Origin of the sequence: Pseudonocardia zijingensis (assembly GCF_042657305.1) — a bacterium.
GTDB lineage: Bacteria > Actinomycetota > Actinomycetes > Mycobacteriales > Pseudonocardiaceae > Pseudonocardia > Pseudonocardia zijingensis.
The window spans coordinates 158,818-177,121 of the sequence record NZ_JBHSKO010000017.1 but is presented as its reverse complement, the minus strand read 5'-3'; the positions used below and the strand labels follow the sequence as shown (position 1 = coordinate 177,121).

Genomic DNA, 18,304 nt, shown 5'->3' with positions numbered 1-18,304 from the left:
TTATCACCGCGGGAGAGCCGTCTAGGGTTGGACACCGACATCCTCCTGTCGTGGTTGGGACACCAAGCCCGAGCACCACAACAGGGGGATGTCCTCGTTTTCAACCACTCAGGCACTTACTAGGCCCATCGAGGGGGCGGGCCGGTCACGTGGACTGCCGACCCGCGTCCCCCCGCCTGCTGTCCGCGGACAGCAGGCCGCCGGTGAAGATCCGCTGGGTCTCGATGAAGGCCTCGTCGAGGGTGATTCCGACCGACGCCAGGAAGTTCGGGTCGACGATGTGCCGCCAGGTGGACAGCAGCAGCGCGGCGGCGAGCTTCGGGTGCACGTCCTGGAACGCGCCCTCCGCCACACCCGCCCGCAGGATCTCCTCGAGGTCGGCCTGCCGCCGGTCCTGATGTCGGAGCAGGGCGTCGTACCCGACGGGGAACGCGACGAGATCGCGCATGAACGCCGCGGAGACCCCGCGGCTGCCCCACCATCCCGCGCTGAGGAACCCGGTGAGCCTGCCCGGCCAGTCCGTGGCGGCGTCGTACTGCACCCACCCCCGGTCGCGCGAGCGGGCCAGCCAGAGCTCGATCACCAGCGCGAACAGCTCGTCGCGGCTGCCTGCGAGCCGGTAGAGCGTGGTCTTCGAGCAGCGCAGCCGCTTCGCGACGTCGTCCAGGCTCAGCCGGGCGAAGCCATCGCGCATCATCATGCTCTCGAGGTCCTGCAGCAGCCGCCGGACCCGTGGCGACGCCGGCAGTCCGGCGAGGATCTCCTGCTCGGCGGACGGCCGACCGGCCTCTTGCGACTCACCCATCCTGCTCCCGCTGTACCGTTGACACTCAACTGTACGCAAAGTACCTTCTCCGTACATCTGGTACGTAGACGATCACGTTACTACAGATCCCCTGCGAGGTGACCGATGGACGCCTCCCCGCCTCCCGCGTGCCCCTTCTCCGGGACCGGCACCGGCTTCGACCACCACCGGTTCGCGCGGGCCCACGAGGTCTACGCGGCGTACCGGTTGATGCGCGCCCACGGCCCCGTGACCTACAGCAGCAGCCACGGCGGCTTCTACGTCCTGACGGGCTTCGACACCGTGCGCGCCGCGGCCCGCAACCACGAGGTCTTCTCGTCGGCCACGGGCCACATGCTGCCCGAGCCGGGCTGGCCGATGGTCCCGCCGGAGGACTTCGACCCACCCGAGCACACCCGGTGGCGGCGCATCTTCCAGAACGTGGTGTCCCCCGAGGTGCGGCGCAGGCTGGAGGGCCGGATCACCCGGCGGGTGGACGCCGCGATCGACACCTTCGCCCCGCTCGGACGTTGCGACCTCTACCAGGAGCTCGCCGAGCCGATCCCGGCACTCGTGGTGGCCGACCTCATGGGTCTCGACGAGCACAAGGCCCCGGAGATGCAGAAACGGGCGGTGGCGATGTTCGACGCGACCAACCGGCCCGAGGACTTCACCCCCGCGTTCGACCGCTTCGTCGAGTTCCTCATGGTCGAGGTCGCCGACCGCAGGCAGCACCCGCGCGAGGACTGGGTCAGCCTGCTGAGCACCGGGACGTTCGAGGGCATCCGCCTGACCGACGACGAGCTCGTCGGCTCGTTCGTCGCCCTCTTCCTCGCCGCCCACCACAGCACCGCCTCGGCCATGGCGAGCCTGCTGTGCCGTGTCGCCGCCCACCCGGACCTGCGGGACCGGCTGCTCGCCGACCGGTCGCTGGTGCCGCGGGCCGTCGAGGAGACCGTGCGCCTCGACACCCCCCTGCACGGCTTCCGCCGCCGCACCCGCGAGGCCACCACCGTTGCCGGGACCGACATCCCCGAGGACGCCGACGTGCTGCTGGTCTACGCGGCGGCCAACCGCGACCCGGCGAAGTTCGCCGAACCCGACACCTTCGACCTCGGACGCACGCCGAACCCGCACCTGGGCTTCGGCTTCGGGATCCACACGTGCGTCGGCGCCCCGGTGGCCCGCATGGAGCTGCGCATCGCGCTGAACCGGGTGCTCGACCGCATCCCCGACCTGCGCATCGCCGGACCCGCCCCGGAACCCGCGTTCGTCGGCGGGAAGCTCGCGACGATCACCGAGCTGCACGTCGAGTTCACCCCCGTCAACGTCTGAGGACTCCCAGCCCGCCATCGCCACTGCAACAATCCTGCCCACGGAGGGCCCCATGACCACCATCGACAGCAACGAGGCTGTTGACCGACCGCACAGCGCGCCGCCCACGCCGGCCCGCGCGGCACGCCGCCGCGCGATCGTCGCCGGTGCGATCGGGAACGCGGTCGAGTGGTACGACTTCGCGATCTACGGGATGCTCGCCGCGGTCTTCGCCGGCCTCTTCTTCCCCTCCGGCGACGAGACCGCACAGCTGCTCGCGGCATTCGCCCTGTTCGGCGTCGGCTTCGTGATGCGCCCCCTGGGCGCCGTCGTGTTCGGGCACTTCGGCGACCGCGTCGGCCGGCGTAACGCCCTCGCCGCGGCCGTCGTCCTGATGTCCGTCGCCACCCTCGGCATCGGGCTGCTGCCCACCTACCCGCAGGTCGGGATGCTCGCCCCGGCCCTGCTGTGCCTCGCCCGGCTGCTGCAGGGCTTCAGCGCGGGCGGCGAGTGGGGCGGCGGCATCTCGTTCCTCGTGGAGTACGCACCGCCCGGCCGGCGCGGCTTCTACGGCAGCTGGCAGCAGGTCAGCGTCGCCTGCGGCTTCCTCGCGGGCTCGGCGGTGTCCGCGCTGGTCTCGTCCGTGCTCACGCCGGAGGACCTGGCGTCGTGGGGCTGGCGGGTCCCGTTCCTCGTCGGGGGCGTGCTCGGCGCCGTCGGGCTCTACCTCCGGCTGCGCCTGGAGGAGACCCCGGCGTTCGAGAGCGCCCGGGAGGCCGGCCGCGCGACCAGGAGCCCGCTGCGCGAGGTGCTGGCGTCGTGCCGCCCCCAGATCGCCGTCGGCTTCCTGTTCCCCGCGGCGTGGAACGCCGGCTACTACGTGATCCTCACCTACATGCCGACCTTCATCGCCACCTCCCTCGGCTACCCGGTCAGCCAGGCGCTGCTGGCGAGCATGGTCTGCCTCGGCACCTTCGCCGTGCTCCTGCCGTTCCTGGGCGCCCTGTCCGACCGGGTCGGGCGCAGGCCGCTGTTGCTCGCCGCGACGACCGGGTTCGTCGTGCTCTCCTACCCGCTGTTCCTGCTGATGCGCGACGGCGGGTACACCGGCGTGCTGGTGGCCCAGGTGGCGCTGGCGACCGTGGTCGCGGTGTTCTCCGCACCGGGGCCCGCCGCGATGGCCGAGATGTTCCCGACCACGGTGCGCTACAGCGGCCTGTCCCTCGGCTACAACTTCTCGTCCGTGGTGTTCGGCGGCACGGCGCCGTTCATCGCGACCGGGCTGATCGCCACGGCCGGCAGCCCGCTCGCCCCCGCCTTCTACGTCATGGCCCTCGCGCTGATCACGCTCGGGGTCATCCTGCGGATGCCCGAGACGGCCCACCGGTCCCTGCGCTGACGCCCGCGCGGGACCGTCCTCGGACGGCAGCCGCGGCTACCGGCATCGGGTGCGGGCTCGACCCCGGCGACCCACCCGGTGACGCGCGGCTGCCGTCCCAACATTGGGCCCCGGTCCGTTCAGCACTAGTCAGGACGTGCGGCCCTGGTGACGGACCTCGACGGCACCCACGGTGGTCGTGCCGACTCGAGGGGGTGTCGCCGTGGCGGCGCTGGGATGGCTCGCCAGAGGTGCCGTTCTGGCCTTCGTCGTGGCCTTCGTCGGCACCGATCTGCTCGGCCTGCACCACGACCTGTACTACCTGCTGGACTTCACGATCCTGCTCGTCTACCTCGCGGCATTCGCCGCCCGAACCGGCGTCTACTGGCGGCGGGTGTTCGCCCGGAACCTGGCATGGAGCGTCGGGATCGGTGCGCTCGTCGCCGCGGCGGTGGCCCGGCAGATCCTGCTCCAGCCGGGAACCGCCCGCCCCTCGGGTGCGTACCTCGCGTCTCGCCGGTTTCGCATCGGCGGTCGCCGCGCCGAGCCGCCACCGTCGCAGGGTGCGGGGCGGGGCCGAGGCCGAACTGGTCCGCCTCTAGCAGGAGGCCGCGCGGCGATCCGCACCGCTCGCGCAGGTGGAGTTCGTCGATCGGGTCCTGCCCGCCGCCACGGTCGACCTGATCACCGCGCAACTCCCCGCCGTGTACGGCGAGATGTTGACCGGGGCCGGTGCCGAGTGGCTCGTCCGCCGCTGGCTGGGCTCGTCGTCCGGGCTGGAACCGGTGCGCCGGTGGCTGCCGCACGATCCCACCGTGGCCATGGGGGCGGAACTGGCACGGCTGGCACGCGTCCACGCCGCCGCCGGCACCGAGCCGTCGGCCACCGAGACCGACGTGCGCGAGTTCCTCGAGGTCTACGGCCACCGGGCACAGATCCTGGTCGCCGCCACCACGGACCCGGGCTGGACCCCGCTCTTCCTGCTCGCGGGCGCCCTCGTGACGGAGGTCGGGGGTGTGGTCTCGCACGGCGCCGTCGTCGCCCGCGAGTACGGCCTCCCTGCCGTCGCCGCGGTCGCGGACGCGACGACCCGGCTGCGCACGGGCCAGCGGATCCGGGTCGACGGCAACGACGGGACGGTCACGGTACTGGAGCCGGCCGCACCACCGCGATCGAGCAGTGGGAGCGGTGCAGCACCTTGTGGCTGACCGACCCGAGCAGCAGGCCGGTGGCGCCACCCCTGCCCCGCGCGCCGACCACCACCAGCTGGGCGCGGCGCGACTCCTCCACCAGCGCGTGTGCCGGGCGGTCGCGGACGACCCTCCGGTGGACGCGGACGTCGGGGTACTTCTCCGCCCAGCCGGCCAGCCGCTCGGCGAGCACCTCCTCCGCCTCGTTCTGCAGAGCACCCCAGTCCAGCACCGGTGCGACCTTCGGATCACCGATCCAGTCCCACCACGCGTGCACGGCGATCAGCGGCACACCGCGGACACTCGCCTGCTCGTAGGCGAAGGCCAGCGCGGCCTCGCTGAGCGGGGACCCGTCCACGCCGACCACGACCGGGCGCTCCCGGTCCGCCACCGGCTCGCCCTCCTGGCTGCGCACGAGCACGACCGGGCAGCCGGCATCCGCGGCCATCGCCGCCGCCACCGAGCCGAGCAGCAGTCCGCTGATCGCGCCGTACCCGCGATCGCCGAGGACGAGCAGCTGCGCATCCCGTGACTGGTCCTGCAGCACCGGGATCGGCAAGCCGCCGACGGGCAGCGGTTCGACCTGCTTCTGCGGCAGCACCTCGGCAGCGACCGCGGCCGCCTCTGCGAGCTGGCGCTGAGCTGCGCCGAGCATGACCTCGTGGGGATCGTCGCCGGCCTCGAAGCGGTCGACCGCCCGGCCCCCCTGCCAGGCGAACGCCGTCACGACACGCAGTGGCGCGGCGCGCCGTGCCGCCTCCCCCGCCGCCCATCGCACCGCGTTCAGCGAACTCTCGGAGCCGTCGATCCCGACGAGTACCGGGCGGGCTCGATCCTGCACGTCCATGGCCTTCCTCCCTGACTCCGGCGGGCCATCGTGGACGCGGGAGCGACGGCATCGGCAGTGGCTCCCGGCCCTGGTCAACGGACCTTCGGTCCCGTTCGCGGGGGCACCGCCCCGCTCCGGCCGGGTTCCGCGGAACCCGGCCTACGCAGTGATCTTGCGTGGGCGAGCCGGGTCATCTCGCTGCGGAGGGCAGACGGGACGTGCTCGTCCACGAGTCCGGGAGGGCGAGGCGAGCATCTCGCAAGGCGCCCGACCGGATCGGTTGTCCTCACACCCGGCCCAGCACCCGACCGCAACGCGCGAATCGAGGCCCGCTCACCCGAGGACCGGTAGTCACACCTCGCGGGATGGGATGGGCCCCGAAAGTGGTGCATCTCTGACCGACCCACGCGAACCGCCGTCGAGGACCACGCCAACCCAGCCCAGCCGGCTTCCGCGGAACCCAGCCCGCGTGCTGATCTTGCGGTGGGCGAGCCGGGTCAACCCGCTGCGGAGGCCATCCCGGGCCTGCCGGGCACTCAACCCGGTCCCGAGCTCCGCGTGCGTGGGCCTGTGGTCGGGTTGGGTTCACTACCGGACCCCGTGGTTGCGTGGGCGGCCGTCCCCGGCTGGAGGGCACGGCGGTTCTCGACGAGCCCGTCGCTGCTTGGTGCCTGCGCGACTGTCCTGTGGTCCCGAGCCATCTCGATCTACGTCGTCAATGGGGGGTGTCCTCCCGGTCGGGTTCCGCGGAACCCCGGCCTGTGCAGGGATCTTGCGTGGGCGAGCCGCGTCATCTCGCCGTGGAGGCCTTCCCAGCCACGTTCAGCTGAACGCATCCCCGGCTCTGGACCACCGGACAGTCGCCCAGCAGCCGACGGGACGTGCTCGTCCACGAGTCCGGGAGGGTGAGGCGAGCATCTCGCCGAGGGCCGGTGGCCGCACCCCGCGGCTGGGGCGAGGCCGATAGGTGGGAGCCTGTCAAGACTTCTGTGTAAGTCGATCCCGGTCGGGTCAGGTCAGGTAGGGCTCGATCCGTTCGGGATAGGCCATTGCGAGAGCGCCGAGGGCGGCTTTCCAGCCGTTCACGGTCGCGCCTTCGACGAGCCGGCCCGGTGCGCGCCGGTCAGCGGCTTTGAGTCCCTTCTCCTTCGCCCGCGCGCGTGCTCGTTTGTCCTCGATGTCGCGGATCGCGAGCCAGAGCAGCTTGATCGCGGCGTCGTCGTTGGGGAAGTGCCCCCGGTTCTTGATGATCTTCCGGAGTTGGAAGTTCAACGACTCGATCGCGTTCGTCGTGTAGATGATCTTCCGGAGCTCGGGTGGGAACGCCAGGAACGGGATGAACCGCTCCCACGCGTTCTCCCAGGTCGCGACTGCGGCCGGGTACTTGTGACCCAGGTCGGACTCGGCGAAGGCCAGCAGCTCGGTCTCGGCAGCGTCTGCGGTGGGGGCGGTGTAGATCGGGCGCAGCGCGGCGGCAACCTTCTTGCGGTCGGTGTAGGACACGAACCGCATCGCCGCTCGGATCAGGTGCACCGTGCAGGTCTGCACGGTGGTCTGTGGCCAGGTCGCCTCGACGGCCTCGGGGAAACCGGTCAGCCCGTCGCAACAGACGATCAGCACGTCGCGCACGCCGCGGTTGCGCAGCTCGGCGCACACCCCGGCCCAGAACTTCGCGCCCTCGGCGGCTTGCACCCAGATGCCGAGCACGTGTTTGACTCCGTCGAGGTCGACCCCGACCGCGATGTGCGCGGCCCGGTTGCGGACCTGGTGTCCGTCGCGGACCTTCACCACCAGCGCGTCGAGGTAGATGATCGGGTAGATCTCTTCCAGGGGCCGGGACTGCCAGGCCTTGACCTCATCGAGCACGCTGTCGGTGATCTTCGAGATGGTGTCGTGCGACAGCTCGGTGCCCAGGGTGCGCTCCAGATGGTGGCCGATGTCGCGCACGGTCATCCCACCCGCATACAACGAGATGATCATCTCGTCGAGGCCGCCGGTGCGCCGTGCGCCCTTCGGGACCAGGCGCGGCTCGAACGACCCGGCGCGGTCTCGCGGCACGGCCAGATCGATGTCCCCGACCTCGCTGGCCACGGTCTTCGGGCTGGTGCCGTTGCGGGAGTTCCCGCTGCCGCGCCCGGCCGGGTCGCCGCGTTCGTAGCCCAGATGACCGGTCTGCTCGGTAGCCAGTCCACGTTCGAGAACCGCTTTGATCATCTCGGGAAGGAAGCCACCCTCGCCGGTCAGCTCGAGTCCGCCGGCGTCGACGCGGTCCATCACCTCATCCAGCAGGCCCGCTTCGATCATCCGGTTCACCGCTTCACGCGCCGAGCCCGGCCGCTGCGCGGCCTGCTCAGCCCTCAGCGGGTGTTCCACCTGGCGATCTTCGGTCACGGACAACTGTGTACTCCTCCACTGAAGAGGATCTTGTTACACAGTCCATCTGACACGCTCATAGGTGGTGCATCTCCGACCGACCCACGCGAACCGCCGTCGAAGACCGCGCCAACCCAGCCCAACCGGGTTCCGCGGAACCCACAGAAAAACCCTTCCCCGAAGCCGTCCTCGACGGCCCGGAATTGTCAGACCCGCCTGCCATCCTCAAACCATGACCGCAACCATCCTCCCCCTCCCCACCGGCCTCACAACCGACGCCCTGGAAAACGAACTCCTCACCCTCGCCGGACAACTCGCCGCCGCCGAATGCCGCTTCCTGGTACTTCTCGCCGAATTCGACGACCGCCGCGGCTGGGCAGGCGACGGCGTCCACTCGTGTGCCCACTGGCTGTCCTGGCGCGCCGGCATGAACATCCGCACCGCCAACGAACGACTCCGCGTCGCCCACGCCCTGCAACAGTTACCGAAGATCACCGAAGCCTTCGCCGCCGGCCGCTTGTCGTACTCCAAGGTCCGCGCCATCAGCCGGGTCGTCGGCTCCGACTCGGCCACCCTGACCCGGATGGCGGCCGAGATCGCCGCCGGCACGTCGGACCTGAAGCACACCACCGTCGCCGACGCCGCGACCGCCGAGAAGATCCTGCTGACCCTGGCGTTGGGTGGCACGGCCGGGCACCTGGAGACCGTGGTCCGGGCGGTCCGGCGGCGGCACACCCCGGCCGGCGACACCGCCGCGCGCAGGTCGCTGACCTGGACCTGGGACGACGACGGCTCCCTCATCATCCGCGCCCGACTCACCCCGGACGCCGGAGCCGCCTTCATCCACGCCATCGACGCCCGGGTGCCCAAGCGGCAACCGGTCACCGCCCGCACCGAGCCGGGTCCGCGGGACCCGGACGAGCAAGCCCGCGAACAAGAACCCAGCACAGCGCTCGACCGGACCGAGGCCCGCCGCGCCGACGCGCTGATCGAGTACCTCACCCGCGAACCCGGAGAGGGGCCCGTGGTGGAACGCGGCACCGCCCGGGTGGTCGTGCACCTGGATGCCGACTCCGGCACCGCCCGGATCGAGAACGGGCCCGAGATCCCCCGCACAACCGCCGAGCGACTGGCCTGCGATGCCCGGGTTCAGGTTCTGCTGAACGACCGCACCGGCAACCGCATGTACCTCAGCCGCACCCGACGACTGGCCACACCCGCACAGATCGCCGCATTGACCGTGCGAGACGGGGCGAGATGTCAATTCCCGGGATGCGTGCACACCCGATACCTGCACGCACACCACGTGTGGTGGTGGGTGCGGGGCGGACCGACCGATATCGACAATCTCGTGCTGCTCTGCAGCCACCACCACACAGTGATCCACGACCACGGCCACCACGTGAAACGACGAGCCGGGAAGCGGGAATTCACCCGCCCCGACGGGTCACCGATACCCGCCACCGCACCGGCGCTGACCGGAAATCTCGAGGACCTCGCCGAGCGGCAAGCGCGCTTCGATCACTGGACGTTGACGCCGGACTGGTACGGCGACCGCCTCGACCCCGACCCGATCCTCGACGCCTTGCTCCCGAAGCGGATCAGAGCTGCGGCATGACCGGCGATTGCTGTGACGTCGGCCTCACCACCCGCACACCCCCACATGACGGGCAGCCGCGTCGCGCCGCCGAGCAGGCGAAACGCCGATGCTGCAGCCTCCAGGCGCTCGCCCGAGGGCGTCACCTGCCAACGTTCCGCAGCTGCACCGTCGTCGCGTGCGCACATGAGCACATATCGTGGCGCGGTATGGGGATGCCGGGATCGCACGGGCACGGACACGGGCATGGGCGCCGAGGGCTGCTGCGCCGGCTCGCCCACGTCGTCGTCCCGCACTCGCACGACGCGAGCGAGGCGATCCAGTCGGCGGAGCAGGCGCGGGGGCACGGCATCCGGGCGGCGTGGATCGGTCTGGCGGGGATGGTGACCACGGCGATGCTGCAGGTGGTCATCGTGGCGGTCTCCGGCTCGATCGGGCTGCTCGCCGACACCCTGCACAACGTCGGCCACGCGATCACGACCATCCCGCTCGTGATCGCGTTCCAGCTCGGCCGGCGGGCCGCGAACAGCAGGTACAGCTACGGCTACCGCCGGGCGGAGGACCTCGTCGGCCTGCTGATCGGGCTGATCATCGCGCTGTCCGCCGCCCTGATCATCTGGGAGTCGGTCGACGCGCTGTTCTCGCCACGGCCGTTGACCCACCTCGGGTGGGTGTTCGCGGCGGGTGTCGTCGGTTTCATCGGGAACGAGGCGGTCGCGGTGTACCGCATCCGGGCCGGGCGCCGGATCGGCTCCGCCGCGCTCGTCGCGGAGGGCCAGCACGCCCGGGCCGACGGATTCACCTCCATCGCCGTCGTGGCCGGGGTGATCGGGGTCTGGCTCGGGTACGAGCGGGCGGACGCCGTCGTCGGGCTGTTCATCGGCATCGCGATCCTGGGCATCCTGGTCAGCTCGATGCGCACCGTCGGCCGACGGCTCATGGACGGCGTCGAGCCGGGCGTCGTCGAGGCCATGACCGCCACCGCCGCGTCAGTGCCCGGCGTGCAGGCCGTGGACCGGATTCGCGTGCGCTGGACCGGCCACCGGATGCAGGGCGACGCCGACGTGAGCGTGCAGGCCGACCTCACCATCGCCGAGGGCCACGAGATCGCCGAACGTGTCGAGCACGAGCTGCTGCACGCCACTCCCCACCTGGAAGCCGTGACCGTGCACCTGCACCCGATGCTCGACGGTGTCGAGCTGGCGGAGCTGCACGAGCTGTCCGGCCACCACGCCGGCACCCGAGCTCGGGAGGAGTACCGCCGCCGTCACGGCGCAGCAACCTGACTTGGCGGTTCTGACAGCGCGGCGCCGGCCCAGCCGCCGGTGAGGTTCGACACCCGCGAAGGGGCGTCGGGTTGACCATGCCGCGACGGCATCGTGTCCCCTTCCGGCGTTGACCGACGGCAGCCGGCTGCGACGGTTCCGCTTCTGGCACCTGCTGTCCCGCTCGCTGTTCGCCCTCGACCTGCTCGACGAGTTCGGCCGCCCGCACCGCTACGAGGTCGACGTCCACCACCTCCGGGACGAGTCGTCGGAGAAGCGGCCCGCCGCGCTCTACCGCGACGGCGTCCAGGTGCTGGCGGCCACGGTGACGACGGCCGCGAGCAGGTGCTGCGCCCGCACCCGCGGTCGCTGGAGGGACGGCGGGCCCGGTTCGAGCGGCGCCACCCCCGCACGAGCGCGGTGATCGGCGCCGTGGGCCTGGTCGTGCTGCTGGTGGGACTCGTGGCGACGCTGTCGGCGGCCGCGGAGCAGATCACCCGCAGCAGCGCTCACGATCGCCGGGGCGCTGGCCGCCACCGATCGCTCGCTGCGGCTCAAGAGCACCTGGATGGCGGACTGACCGGCGCACCCGGCACCCGAACCGGAAGAGGAAGTTCCATGCACCCGCCTGATCCCGGCCACGCCCCGTCGGCCGTCGGCCGTTCCGCGGTCGACAGCACGCGGCCGTTCGGCGCCCACCTGCGGATGAGCTGGTGGAAGCCGCTCCCGGAACTCACGCCGTTGAAGTCCCTTGCCGTCGACCTGGCCACCGGTGCGACCGGGCCACTTCGTGGTGGTCGCCGTCAGCACCTGTCTGATGGCGATCCTCAGCTGCGGCATGGAGGCGCCGCGTCCTCCAGGGCTGAGAGGCGCGCACCCTTACGCAGGCGGCAACTGTCGGTCATACAGCCTCAGTGCTCAAGGTCCGACTTTTACACCTCGGTTCCCTGCCCCTGGCGAAAACCGGCGAACTACTGGCGAGGTGGCGGGCACCCCTACCCGGCCGGCTGGCGGATAAGGCTGTCGGCATCGGGCGGCGCCACCAGGATCCCGTCGTCGTCGGACCAGATGAGTTGACCGGGAACGATCTCCACGGCGGACACGGTGATCGGTACGTCCACCTCGCCCGTACCGAACTTGGTGGGTCGCGCCGGATTGCTGCCGAGCGCCTTGATCCCCAGCGGCAGCTGGCGGAGCGCCGTGACGTCGCGTACCGCCCCGACCACGATGATCCCGGCCCAGCTGTTCTGCGCGGCGGTGGCTGCCATCTTGTCGCCGAGCATGCAGTGGGCCAGTGAGCCCTCCGCGTCGACGACGACCACCCGGCCCTCCCCTGGTTGCGCGAGCACCTGCTTGAGCAACGCGTTGTCGCCGGGCGAGTGGACGGTGACGACCCTCCCGCTGAACGCGCGCACGGCGCCGAACTGCCGAAACTGCAGGGGAACGGAGACGACGGCGTCGGGGTGGTCGTCCACCAGGTCGGCTGTCGAGAAGATCTCGGTCATGTGTGGTGTCCGTTCGTGATGTTCGGAAATGGGGTGGTGCACCGAGTGGGTTGCCGCGTCAGGCGACCGGTGACGTGGCACCGGTGCCGAGCGCCCGCAGCGCCGCCAGGTCCTCGGAAGCGATCTCGACGCCCTCGCTCGTCTGGCGCTCGAGCAGCTCGACCTCGTGCTGACCCGGGAGGCGCACCGGGTTGTGGGGGTCGGTCGCCGGGGTGGCCAGGACGCGCCGGCGGAAGTCCTCGACGTCATCGAGCAGCTTCGACTCCTCGCCGACCATGGATGTGTCGATCAACAGGAAGAAGTGCCCCAGGTTCTGGGCCTCCCCGGGGTTGTCGCTCCAGCTGCTGACCTTGTCGAGGTAGGCGGCGCCGGAGAGGACCCCGGCGAACAGGTCCATCATCACGGACAGGCCGTAGCCCTTGTGCCCGCCGATCGGGAGCAGGAAGCCCTCGAGGGCGGACGACGGGTCGGTGGTGGGTGTGCCGTTCTTGTCCGTCGCCCACGTGTCCGGGATCGGACGGCCTTCTCGTGCTGCGGCGCGGATCTTCGCCCGGGCGGCCGTGCTCAGGGCGATGTCGAGGAGGACGGGGGCCGAGCCGCGGCTCGGCATGCCCCAGCCGACGGGGTTGTTGCCGATCTTGGCCTGGGCGCCGCCGGTCGGGGCGATGGTCGTGGTGGCGTTGCTCGCGATCATGGACGCGAACCCGGCTTCGGCCGCCGCGTAGAGGTAGGGCATCACCGGCCCGAAGTGGTTGCTGTGCCGAGCCAGCCCGATCCCCACGCCGGTCGTGCGGGCAGCCTCCATCGTCGCGGTCAGGGTGCGCCAGCCGACGAGCGGGCCGACGCCGTTCGCACCGTCGACCTTGACGATCGACGGAGCGACCTGCTCCACCACCATCTCGGCGGAGATCGACACACCGCCGATGCGCACCCGCTCCAGGTACTGCGGGATCCGCTGGACGCCGTGGGTGTGGATGCCGAAGAGGTCCGCCATGACCAGCACGCGGGCCACGTCCTCCGCGTCGGCGTACGGCATCCCGGCCGCCGTCAGGGCACTGCGTGCGGTGTCCTGCAGCAGGTCAACGGGGATGGTGACGGTTTTCGAGATCACGGTCTGCTTCCTGCTCGTGCTGAACGTGAAGTCCAGCGCCAATGGTTGAACCGGTACTGAAGGAGAACTTCATCCGGTGCCGACGTTCGCCTAGCCTGCTCGCCGTGGAGTTCGACCTGACGCGCCTGCGGATCCTCGAAGCCATCGGCCGGCTCGGCTCCATGACGGCAGCGGCAGAGGAGCTCAACTACTCGCCCTCCGCGGTGTCGCAGCAGATGAAGCGACTGGCCTCCGACGTGCGGACGCCGGTCCTGTACCGCCACCCCAAAGGGGTCAGCCTGACCGAGGCCGGTACGGCCATCGTCGGGGCGGCGCGCAACGTGCAGACGCTCCTGCGCGGGCTCGACAAGGAGCTCGACGACCTGGTCAACGTCCGTCGTGGATCGGTGTCGATCGGTGTCTTCCCCACCTTCGCGGCCTCGGTCCTCCCGGAGGTCCTCCTCGAGTTCAGGCGGCGGTATCCGGACATCGACCTGGTCGTGCGGAGCACGCGCAGCGCACCGGCGACCGAGCTGCTCGGCTCCCGGGACGTGGACCTGGCGCTGGTGTGGGACTACCCGCACCGGCCCGTGGAGGCGCCGGGGATCGTGACGCAGCCGCTCATGCTCGACACCACCGTGCTCGTGCTCCCCGTCGGACATCCGCTGGCCGACGCGCCGGAAGTGCGGTTCGAGGCGCTGCACGCGGAGAGCTGGATCGTGCGCGCGGAGAACCACCTGAGCCGGGACCTCGTCGAGCGGATGGCGCGGACGGCCGGTTTCACGCCGCGCATCGGCGTGGAGGCCTACGACTACCCGGAGCTGCAGGCGCTGGTGGCGGCGGGGTTCGGGGTCTCGATCTGCCCGCTGCTCGCGTTGCGGCCACGACGCGACGACATCGTCGTGAAGGCGCTCCCCGACAGCGTGCCGCCCCGGCGCATCTTCACGGCCACGCTGGAGGGCCGCCCGTGCAGTCCCGCCCACCGCGCGCTGCACGAGGTGATGAAGGACGTGGTGGCGCTCACCCACTGATCGCCTCCCGGGATCGGTGGCGGAGGGCCCGCACGAGCGCGGGCCACGCGACCAGCACCGCCAGGCCCACGTAGAGGACCACGGTGAACGGGCTCGACACGAGGACCGTGAAGTCGCCGTCGCTGATCTGCAGGGCACGCCTGAGCTGGACCTCCGCCCGCGGGCCGAGGATCACGCCGATCACCAACGGCAGCGTGGGCATCCCGAACTTCCGCATCACGAACCCGAGCACGCCGATCGAGAGCATGAAGGCGATGTCGAGGGGCTGGGCGTTCACCGCGTAGGTCCCGAGCACGGCGAAGAACAGGATGCTCGCGAACAGGTAGGGCCTGGGGATCCGGAGCAGCTTCGCCCACATCGGCGCGAGCGGGAGGTTGATCAGCAGGAGCATGGTGTTGCCGATGAACAGGCTCGCGATCAGCGTCCAGACGAGAGCCGGTTGACTCTCGAGCAGTTGCGGTCCCGGCTGGATCCCGTACGACGTGAACGCCGCGAGCATGACGGCGGTGGTCGCGCTCGTGGGCAACCCGAGAGTCAGCATCGACGCGATGGACCCCGCCGCCGAGGAGTTGTTCGCGGCCTCCGGTCCGGCGACCCCCTCGATCGCCCCCTTCCCGAACTCCTCGGGACGGCGGCTGAGCTTCCGCTCGGTGACGTAGGAGAGGAACGTCGGAATCTCCGCCCCGCCCGCGGGAATGGCTCCGAACGGGAAGCCCAGCGCCGTACCGCGCAGCCAGGGCCCCCACGACCGGCCGACCTCGTCCCGGCTCAACCACGGGCGCCCGACCGGGATCGGGCGCGCAGGAGCGGAGCGTCGGGAGACGACCCACAGAGCCTCACCGACCGCGAACACCCCGACGGCGACCAGCACGATGTCGAGGCCGTCGATCAGCTGAGGCACCCCGAACGTGAGGCGCTGTGCCCCGGTCTGCGGATCCAGACCGACCATCCCGATCGTCAGGCCCAGCCCGAGCGAGGCGAATCCGCGCAACCGCGAGGCACCGAGAACGGCTGCCACGGACACGAAGGCGAGCACCATGATCGCGAAGTACTCGGGCGCACCCAGCCCGAGGGCCAGCTCGGCGAGGGGCGCCGCGGAGACCACCAGCAACGAGGAGCCGATGGTGCCCGCGATGAACGATCCGATGGCCGCGGTCGCCAGAGCTTGGGCCCCCAGTCCGCGCTTCGCCATCAGATTGCCTTCGATCGCGGTGACGACCGTCGAGCTCTCGCCGGGGGTGTTGAGGAGGATCGCGGTGGTCGATCCGCCGTAGGCACCGCCGTAGAAGATGCCCGTGAACATGATGAACGCGGCCGTCGGCTCGAGGCTGTAGGTGAGGGGCAGCAACAACGCGACGCTGAGGGACGTCCCGATCCCGGGCAGCACGCCGACCGCGGTGCCGATCAGCACGCCCAGTGCCGCGTAGAGCAGGTTGGCCGGTACGAGGGCGGCGGAGAAGCCGTCCAGCAGCGACTGCAGGGCATCCACTACAGGACACCTGCCAGCACGCCCGGTGGCAGCGGGATGCCGAGCCCGAGGTAGAACAGGTAGAAGGACGCGATCGCCAGGACGACCGACACGACGAGGTCCTTGGCGGGCTGCCGGCTACCGAATGCGTAGAGGCACAGGTAGAAGAGCACGGCCCCGGCGACGACCCAGCCCACGGCCTCGAGCGCAGCCGCGCACAACGCCACCGCAGCGACGACGGACAACACCCCGCGCCAGTTGGTCCGCTCGCCGGGACGCCCCTCGTCGGGAACACCCTGGCCGCCGCGGAGCAGGTCGACGGCGATCCCGACGCCGCACAGGCCCAGGACCGTCGCAGCGATCAGCGGAACGGCAGCGGTGGTCACCGGGCCTTGTGGAGCGACGGCATCAGGGGAGCCCACGGTGTCCCACACGAGCACCGCCGCGATGCCGACCAGCAGGGCGACGACGACGAACTCGGAGGGTCGCTCCACCCTGATCCGGCTCTCGCTCACGCCAGTCCCGCCTCGGTCGCGAGCTGCTTCACCCGGCGCTGCTCCTCCTCGACGAAGCCGTCGAACTCGTCGCCGGCCAGGAACGCGTCGAGCTGCCCGTTCTGCCGGAGCCGTTCCTGCCAGGCCTGCGACTCGTGGAGCTCGGCGAGAGCAGCGGTCAGAGCCGTCTCCTGCTCGGGCGAGAGTCCGGGCGGGGCGAGGAAGCCGCGCCAGTTGCTGAAGACGAGGTCGACGCCCTGCTCCTTGAGCGTGGGCGCGTCGATGGTCTCGACCCGCTCCGCACTCGAGACGGCGAGCACCCGGATCTCGCCGGAGTCGATCTGGTGGGCCCATTCCGCGTAGCCCGACGCGGTGAAGGCGACCTTCTGCCCCAGCACGGCGGGCAGCAGCTCTCCGCCGCCGTCGTAGGTGACGAAGTTGACCTGCCGGATGTCGATCCCGGCAGCCTGGGCGAGGAGGAGGACCTGCTGGTGGTCGGGCCCCGCGATCGCACCGCCGCCCGCGGTGACGCGCCGGGGCTCCGCCTTCCACGCGGCCAGCAGATCGCCGATGTTCTGGTAGGGCGAGTCCTTGGCCACCGCGATGATCATGGGTTCTTCCAGGATCCGGGCGATCGGGGTGGCGCCCGTCATCGAGAGCGGTGAGTCGCTGGTGCTGAGCGCCCCGGTGACCGCGACGCCCGTCGTCATGAGCGTCTCGGCCTCGCCGGGCATGTTGACCAGTTGCTGCAGGGCCACGGTGCCGCCGGCGCCGGGCTTGTTGGTGACCCGCGCCTCGCCCACGATCCCCTCACCCTGCAGGACGTCGGCGATCTGCCTCGCCATCGTGTCGTAGCCACCACCCGGGGAGTTCCCCACGACGATCTCGAGCGACCGGACGCCGGTCGCCGCGTCCCCGTCTGTCGAGGTGACACCGCAGGCGCTCAGGGTGATGACGACCGGCGCGAGGAGTACCGACATCGTGCTGCGGACCAGGTGGCGCATGGATCTCCTTTGATCGTCCGGTGGCTGCTCTCCGGTCGGCGTCACGCTGCCATCGGGCGAGAGTGAAGGCCAGCGACAATCACTGCATGGCCTTTTAAGGAGAACTGAACTCGAGCGCGAGCCGCGGGATCAGGCGGTGCGCCGGCTCCCGCCGGCCAGCTCCAGTCGGTTCCAATGCCGCTCGATCTCGGCGAGGGCCTTCGCCATCATCGAGCGCGTGACCGCACGGGCGAGGTCCGTGTCGCGAGCCCGGTAGGCGTCGACGAGGTACGTGTAGTCCCGGACCGAGACGTCCATCCGGCCGGGAAGGGAGAGCCCGAAGCGTCGCAGTCGGTGGATGCGCAGGCCCAGCGACTCCAGCAGCGGGCCGACGCTGCGGTTCGGGCAGATGTCGACCTCGACGTCACGGAAGTCGACGGTCCCGTCGAAGTAGGCGAGGGTGTCGCCGCGGTCGCGGGCACGCCACATCCGGGCGAGCGGCGCATCGAGGCGTGCGATCCGGTCGTCGTCGGCGCCCGCGATGACCGACTCCGCGATCAACGCGTAGAGACTCGCCCGAATCGCGTAGAGGTCGCGAACCTCGGGCAACGAGAGCGTCGCGACCCGCGGCCGGCGGCGGGGCTCGATGTCGACCAGCCCTTCCCGCCGCAGGACGCCGAGCGCCTCCCGCACCGGGGTCCGGCTGGTACCGAAACGCCGTCCCAGGTCGGCCGAGGTCAGCTGGTGCCCGCTGGGCAGCTCGCCCTCGATGATCTCCCTCGCCACGGTGGCCACCATGTGCCGCACCAGATCCCCGTGCCCGGAGAGGCTCGGCGATCTCCGCAGGGTCCGGTCGAGCGCCCGCGTCGCCGACGACTCCCCGCGATCCGTGCTGTGCACGCGCGCACTGTATCGCGCAAGCGGGTCATCACTCGGATCGAGTCGCATCCAAACTGGCGCCAGTTTCTTGCGGATCCGCGTTCGATCGCTTAGCTTCACCCGT

General features: G+C 70.8%; 16 protein-coding genes. 7 read left to right on the top strand and 9 right to left on the bottom strand.

Translation table 11 applies throughout. The annotated features are described in order from the left end of the window. Nucleotides 1–145: 145 nt before the first annotated feature. Nucleotides 146–805, bottom strand: a complete 660-nt coding sequence (locus ACFPL3_RS28170) for a TetR/AcrR family transcriptional regulator (RefSeq protein WP_343937675.1) — start codon at nt 803–805, stop codon at nt 146–148. Nucleotides 806–910: 105 nt separating this feature from the next. Here ACFPL3_RS28170 and ACFPL3_RS28165 point away from each other — a divergent pair, with 105 nt between their 5' ends. The 3 genes from ACFPL3_RS28165 to ACFPL3_RS28155 all read left to right on the top strand — a co-directional run bounded on the left by ACFPL3_RS28165 (nt 911) and on the right by ACFPL3_RS28155 (nt 4,684). Further along, a complete protein-coding gene (locus ACFPL3_RS28165; protein ID WP_343937673.1) occupies nt 911–2,119 on the top strand; it encodes a cytochrome P450 in 1,209 nt (402 codons plus the stop codon). A gap of 52 nt (nt 2,120–2,171) precedes the next feature. Next, a complete protein-coding gene (locus tag ACFPL3_RS28160) occupies nt 2,172–3,497 on the top strand; it encodes an MFS transporter (protein WP_343937671.1) in 1,326 nt (441 codons plus the stop codon). Between the two features lie 617 nt (nt 3,498–4,114). After that, on the top strand, nt 4,115–4,684 hold the full coding sequence (locus tag ACFPL3_RS28155; RefSeq protein ID WP_343937669.1) for a PEP-utilizing enzyme: 570 nt from the start codon (nt 4,115–4,117) through the stop codon (nt 4,682–4,684). On the opposite strand, the gene ACFPL3_RS28150 is transcribed toward ACFPL3_RS28155, so the two are convergent. Further along, entirely contained in the window at nt 4,617–5,513 is an 897-nt protein-coding gene (locus tag ACFPL3_RS28150) for a universal stress protein (protein WP_343937667.1), read from the bottom strand. The two genes, ACFPL3_RS28155 and ACFPL3_RS28150, sit on opposite strands and share 68 nt — an antisense overlap. A gap of 993 nt (nt 5,514–6,506) precedes the next feature. Next, entirely contained in the window at nt 6,507–7,799 is a 1,293-nt protein-coding gene (locus ACFPL3_RS28145; RefSeq protein ID WP_343937685.1) for an IS256 family transposase, read from the bottom strand. A gap of 154 nt (nt 7,800–7,953) precedes the next feature. Between ACFPL3_RS28145 and ACFPL3_RS28140 the strand changes: the two genes are divergently transcribed. The 3 genes from ACFPL3_RS28140 (at nt 7,954) to ACFPL3_RS28130 (ending at nt 11,154) form a co-directional block, all read left to right on the top strand. After that, the gene (locus tag ACFPL3_RS28140; protein ID WP_343937665.1) at nt 7,954–9,486 is read left to right on the top strand and encodes an HNH endonuclease; all 1,533 of its coding nucleotides are present in this window, start codon (nt 7,954–7,956) and stop codon (nt 9,484–9,486) included. A gap of 188 nt (nt 9,487–9,674) precedes the next feature. After that, the gene (locus ACFPL3_RS28135; protein ID WP_343937663.1) at nt 9,675–10,751 is read left to right on the top strand and encodes a cation diffusion facilitator family transporter; all 1,077 of its coding nucleotides are present in this window, start codon (nt 9,675–9,677) and stop codon (nt 10,749–10,751) included. 109 nt (nt 10,752–10,860) lie between these two features. Next, nucleotides 10,861–11,154: a hypothetical protein gene (locus ACFPL3_RS28130; protein ID WP_343937661.1), complete on the top strand. Its 294-nt coding sequence runs from the start codon at nt 10,861–10,863 to the stop codon at nt 11,152–11,154. Between the two features lie 571 nt (nt 11,155–11,725). Here ACFPL3_RS28130 and rraA read toward each other — a convergent pair. Beyond that, nucleotides 11,726–12,235 carry a ribonuclease E activity regulator RraA gene (gene rraA, locus ACFPL3_RS28125; RefSeq protein ID WP_343937659.1) on the bottom strand — a complete coding sequence of 170 codons (510 nt, stop codon included), beginning with the start codon at nt 12,233–12,235 and terminating at the stop codon, nt 11,726–11,728. Nucleotides 12,236–12,293: 58 nt separating this feature from the next. Continuing rightward, complete coding sequence (locus ACFPL3_RS28120; protein WP_343937657.1) at nt 12,294–13,346, bottom strand: Ldh family oxidoreductase; 1,053 nt, start codon at nt 13,344–13,346, stop codon at nt 12,294–12,296. Nucleotides 13,347–13,450: 104 nt separating this feature from the next. Between ACFPL3_RS28120 and ACFPL3_RS28115 the strand changes: the two genes are divergently transcribed. Next, nucleotides 13,451–14,356 (top strand): LysR family transcriptional regulator, encoded by a 906-nt coding sequence (locus tag ACFPL3_RS28115; protein WP_343937655.1) that lies wholly within the window; start codon nt 13,451–13,453, stop codon nt 14,354–14,356. Here the strand turns inward: ACFPL3_RS28115 and ACFPL3_RS28110 are convergent. From ACFPL3_RS28110 to ACFPL3_RS28095, 4 genes are all read right to left on the bottom strand, one after another. Further along, nucleotides 14,346–15,845 (bottom strand): tripartite tricarboxylate transporter permease, encoded by a 1,500-nt coding sequence (locus ACFPL3_RS28110; RefSeq protein WP_343937653.1) that lies wholly within the window; start codon nt 15,843–15,845, stop codon nt 14,346–14,348. The two genes, ACFPL3_RS28115 and ACFPL3_RS28110, sit on opposite strands and share 11 nt — an antisense overlap. After that, nucleotides 15,845–16,339, bottom strand: a complete 495-nt coding sequence (locus ACFPL3_RS28105) for a tripartite tricarboxylate transporter TctB family protein (protein WP_343937651.1) — start codon at nt 16,337–16,339, stop codon at nt 15,845–15,847. Before ACFPL3_RS28105 ends, ACFPL3_RS28110 begins: the two co-directional genes overlap by 1 nt. After that, nucleotides 16,336–17,322 (bottom strand): Bug family tripartite tricarboxylate transporter substrate binding protein, encoded by a 987-nt coding sequence (locus ACFPL3_RS28100; protein WP_343937649.1) that lies wholly within the window; start codon nt 17,320–17,322, stop codon nt 16,336–16,338. The genes ACFPL3_RS28105 and ACFPL3_RS28100 overlap by 4 nt, the downstream gene beginning before the upstream one ends. Nucleotides 17,323–17,451: 129 nt before the next feature. Then, complete coding sequence (locus tag ACFPL3_RS28095; RefSeq protein ID WP_343937647.1) at nt 17,452–18,201, bottom strand: GntR family transcriptional regulator; 750 nt, start codon at nt 18,199–18,201, stop codon at nt 17,452–17,454. Between the last annotated feature and the right edge of the window lie 103 nt (nt 18,202–18,304).

Bases quoted from the DNA above. Each gene is read 5' to 3' on its own strand.
- ACFPL3_RS28170 (WP_343937675.1), bottom strand. From the start codon at position 805: ATGGGTGAGTCGCAAGAGGCCGGTCGGCCGTCCGCCGAGCAGGAGATC.
- ACFPL3_RS28165 (WP_343937673.1), top strand. From the start codon at position 911: ATGGACGCCTCCCCGCCTCCCGCGTGCCCCTTCTCCGGGACCGGCACC.
- ACFPL3_RS28160 (WP_343937671.1), top strand. From the start codon at position 2,172: ATGACCACCATCGACAGCAACGAGGCTGTTGACCGACCGCACAGCGCG.
- ACFPL3_RS28150 (WP_343937667.1), bottom strand. From the start codon at position 5,513: ATGGACGTGCAGGATCGAGCCCGCCCGGTACTCGTCGGGATCGACGGC.
- ACFPL3_RS28145 (WP_343937685.1), bottom strand. From the start codon at position 7,799: ATGATCGAAGCGGGCCTGCTGGATGAGGTGATGGACCGCGTCGACGCC.
- ACFPL3_RS28135 (WP_343937663.1), top strand. From the start codon at position 9,675: ATGGGGATGCCGGGATCGCACGGGCACGGACACGGGCATGGGCGCCGA.
- rraA (WP_343937659.1), bottom strand. From the start codon at position 12,235: ATGACCGAGATCTTCTCGACAGCCGACCTGGTGGACGACCACCCCGAC.
- ACFPL3_RS28100 (WP_343937649.1), bottom strand. From the start codon at position 17,322: ATGCGCCACCTGGTCCGCAGCACGATGTCGGTACTCCTCGCGCCGGTC.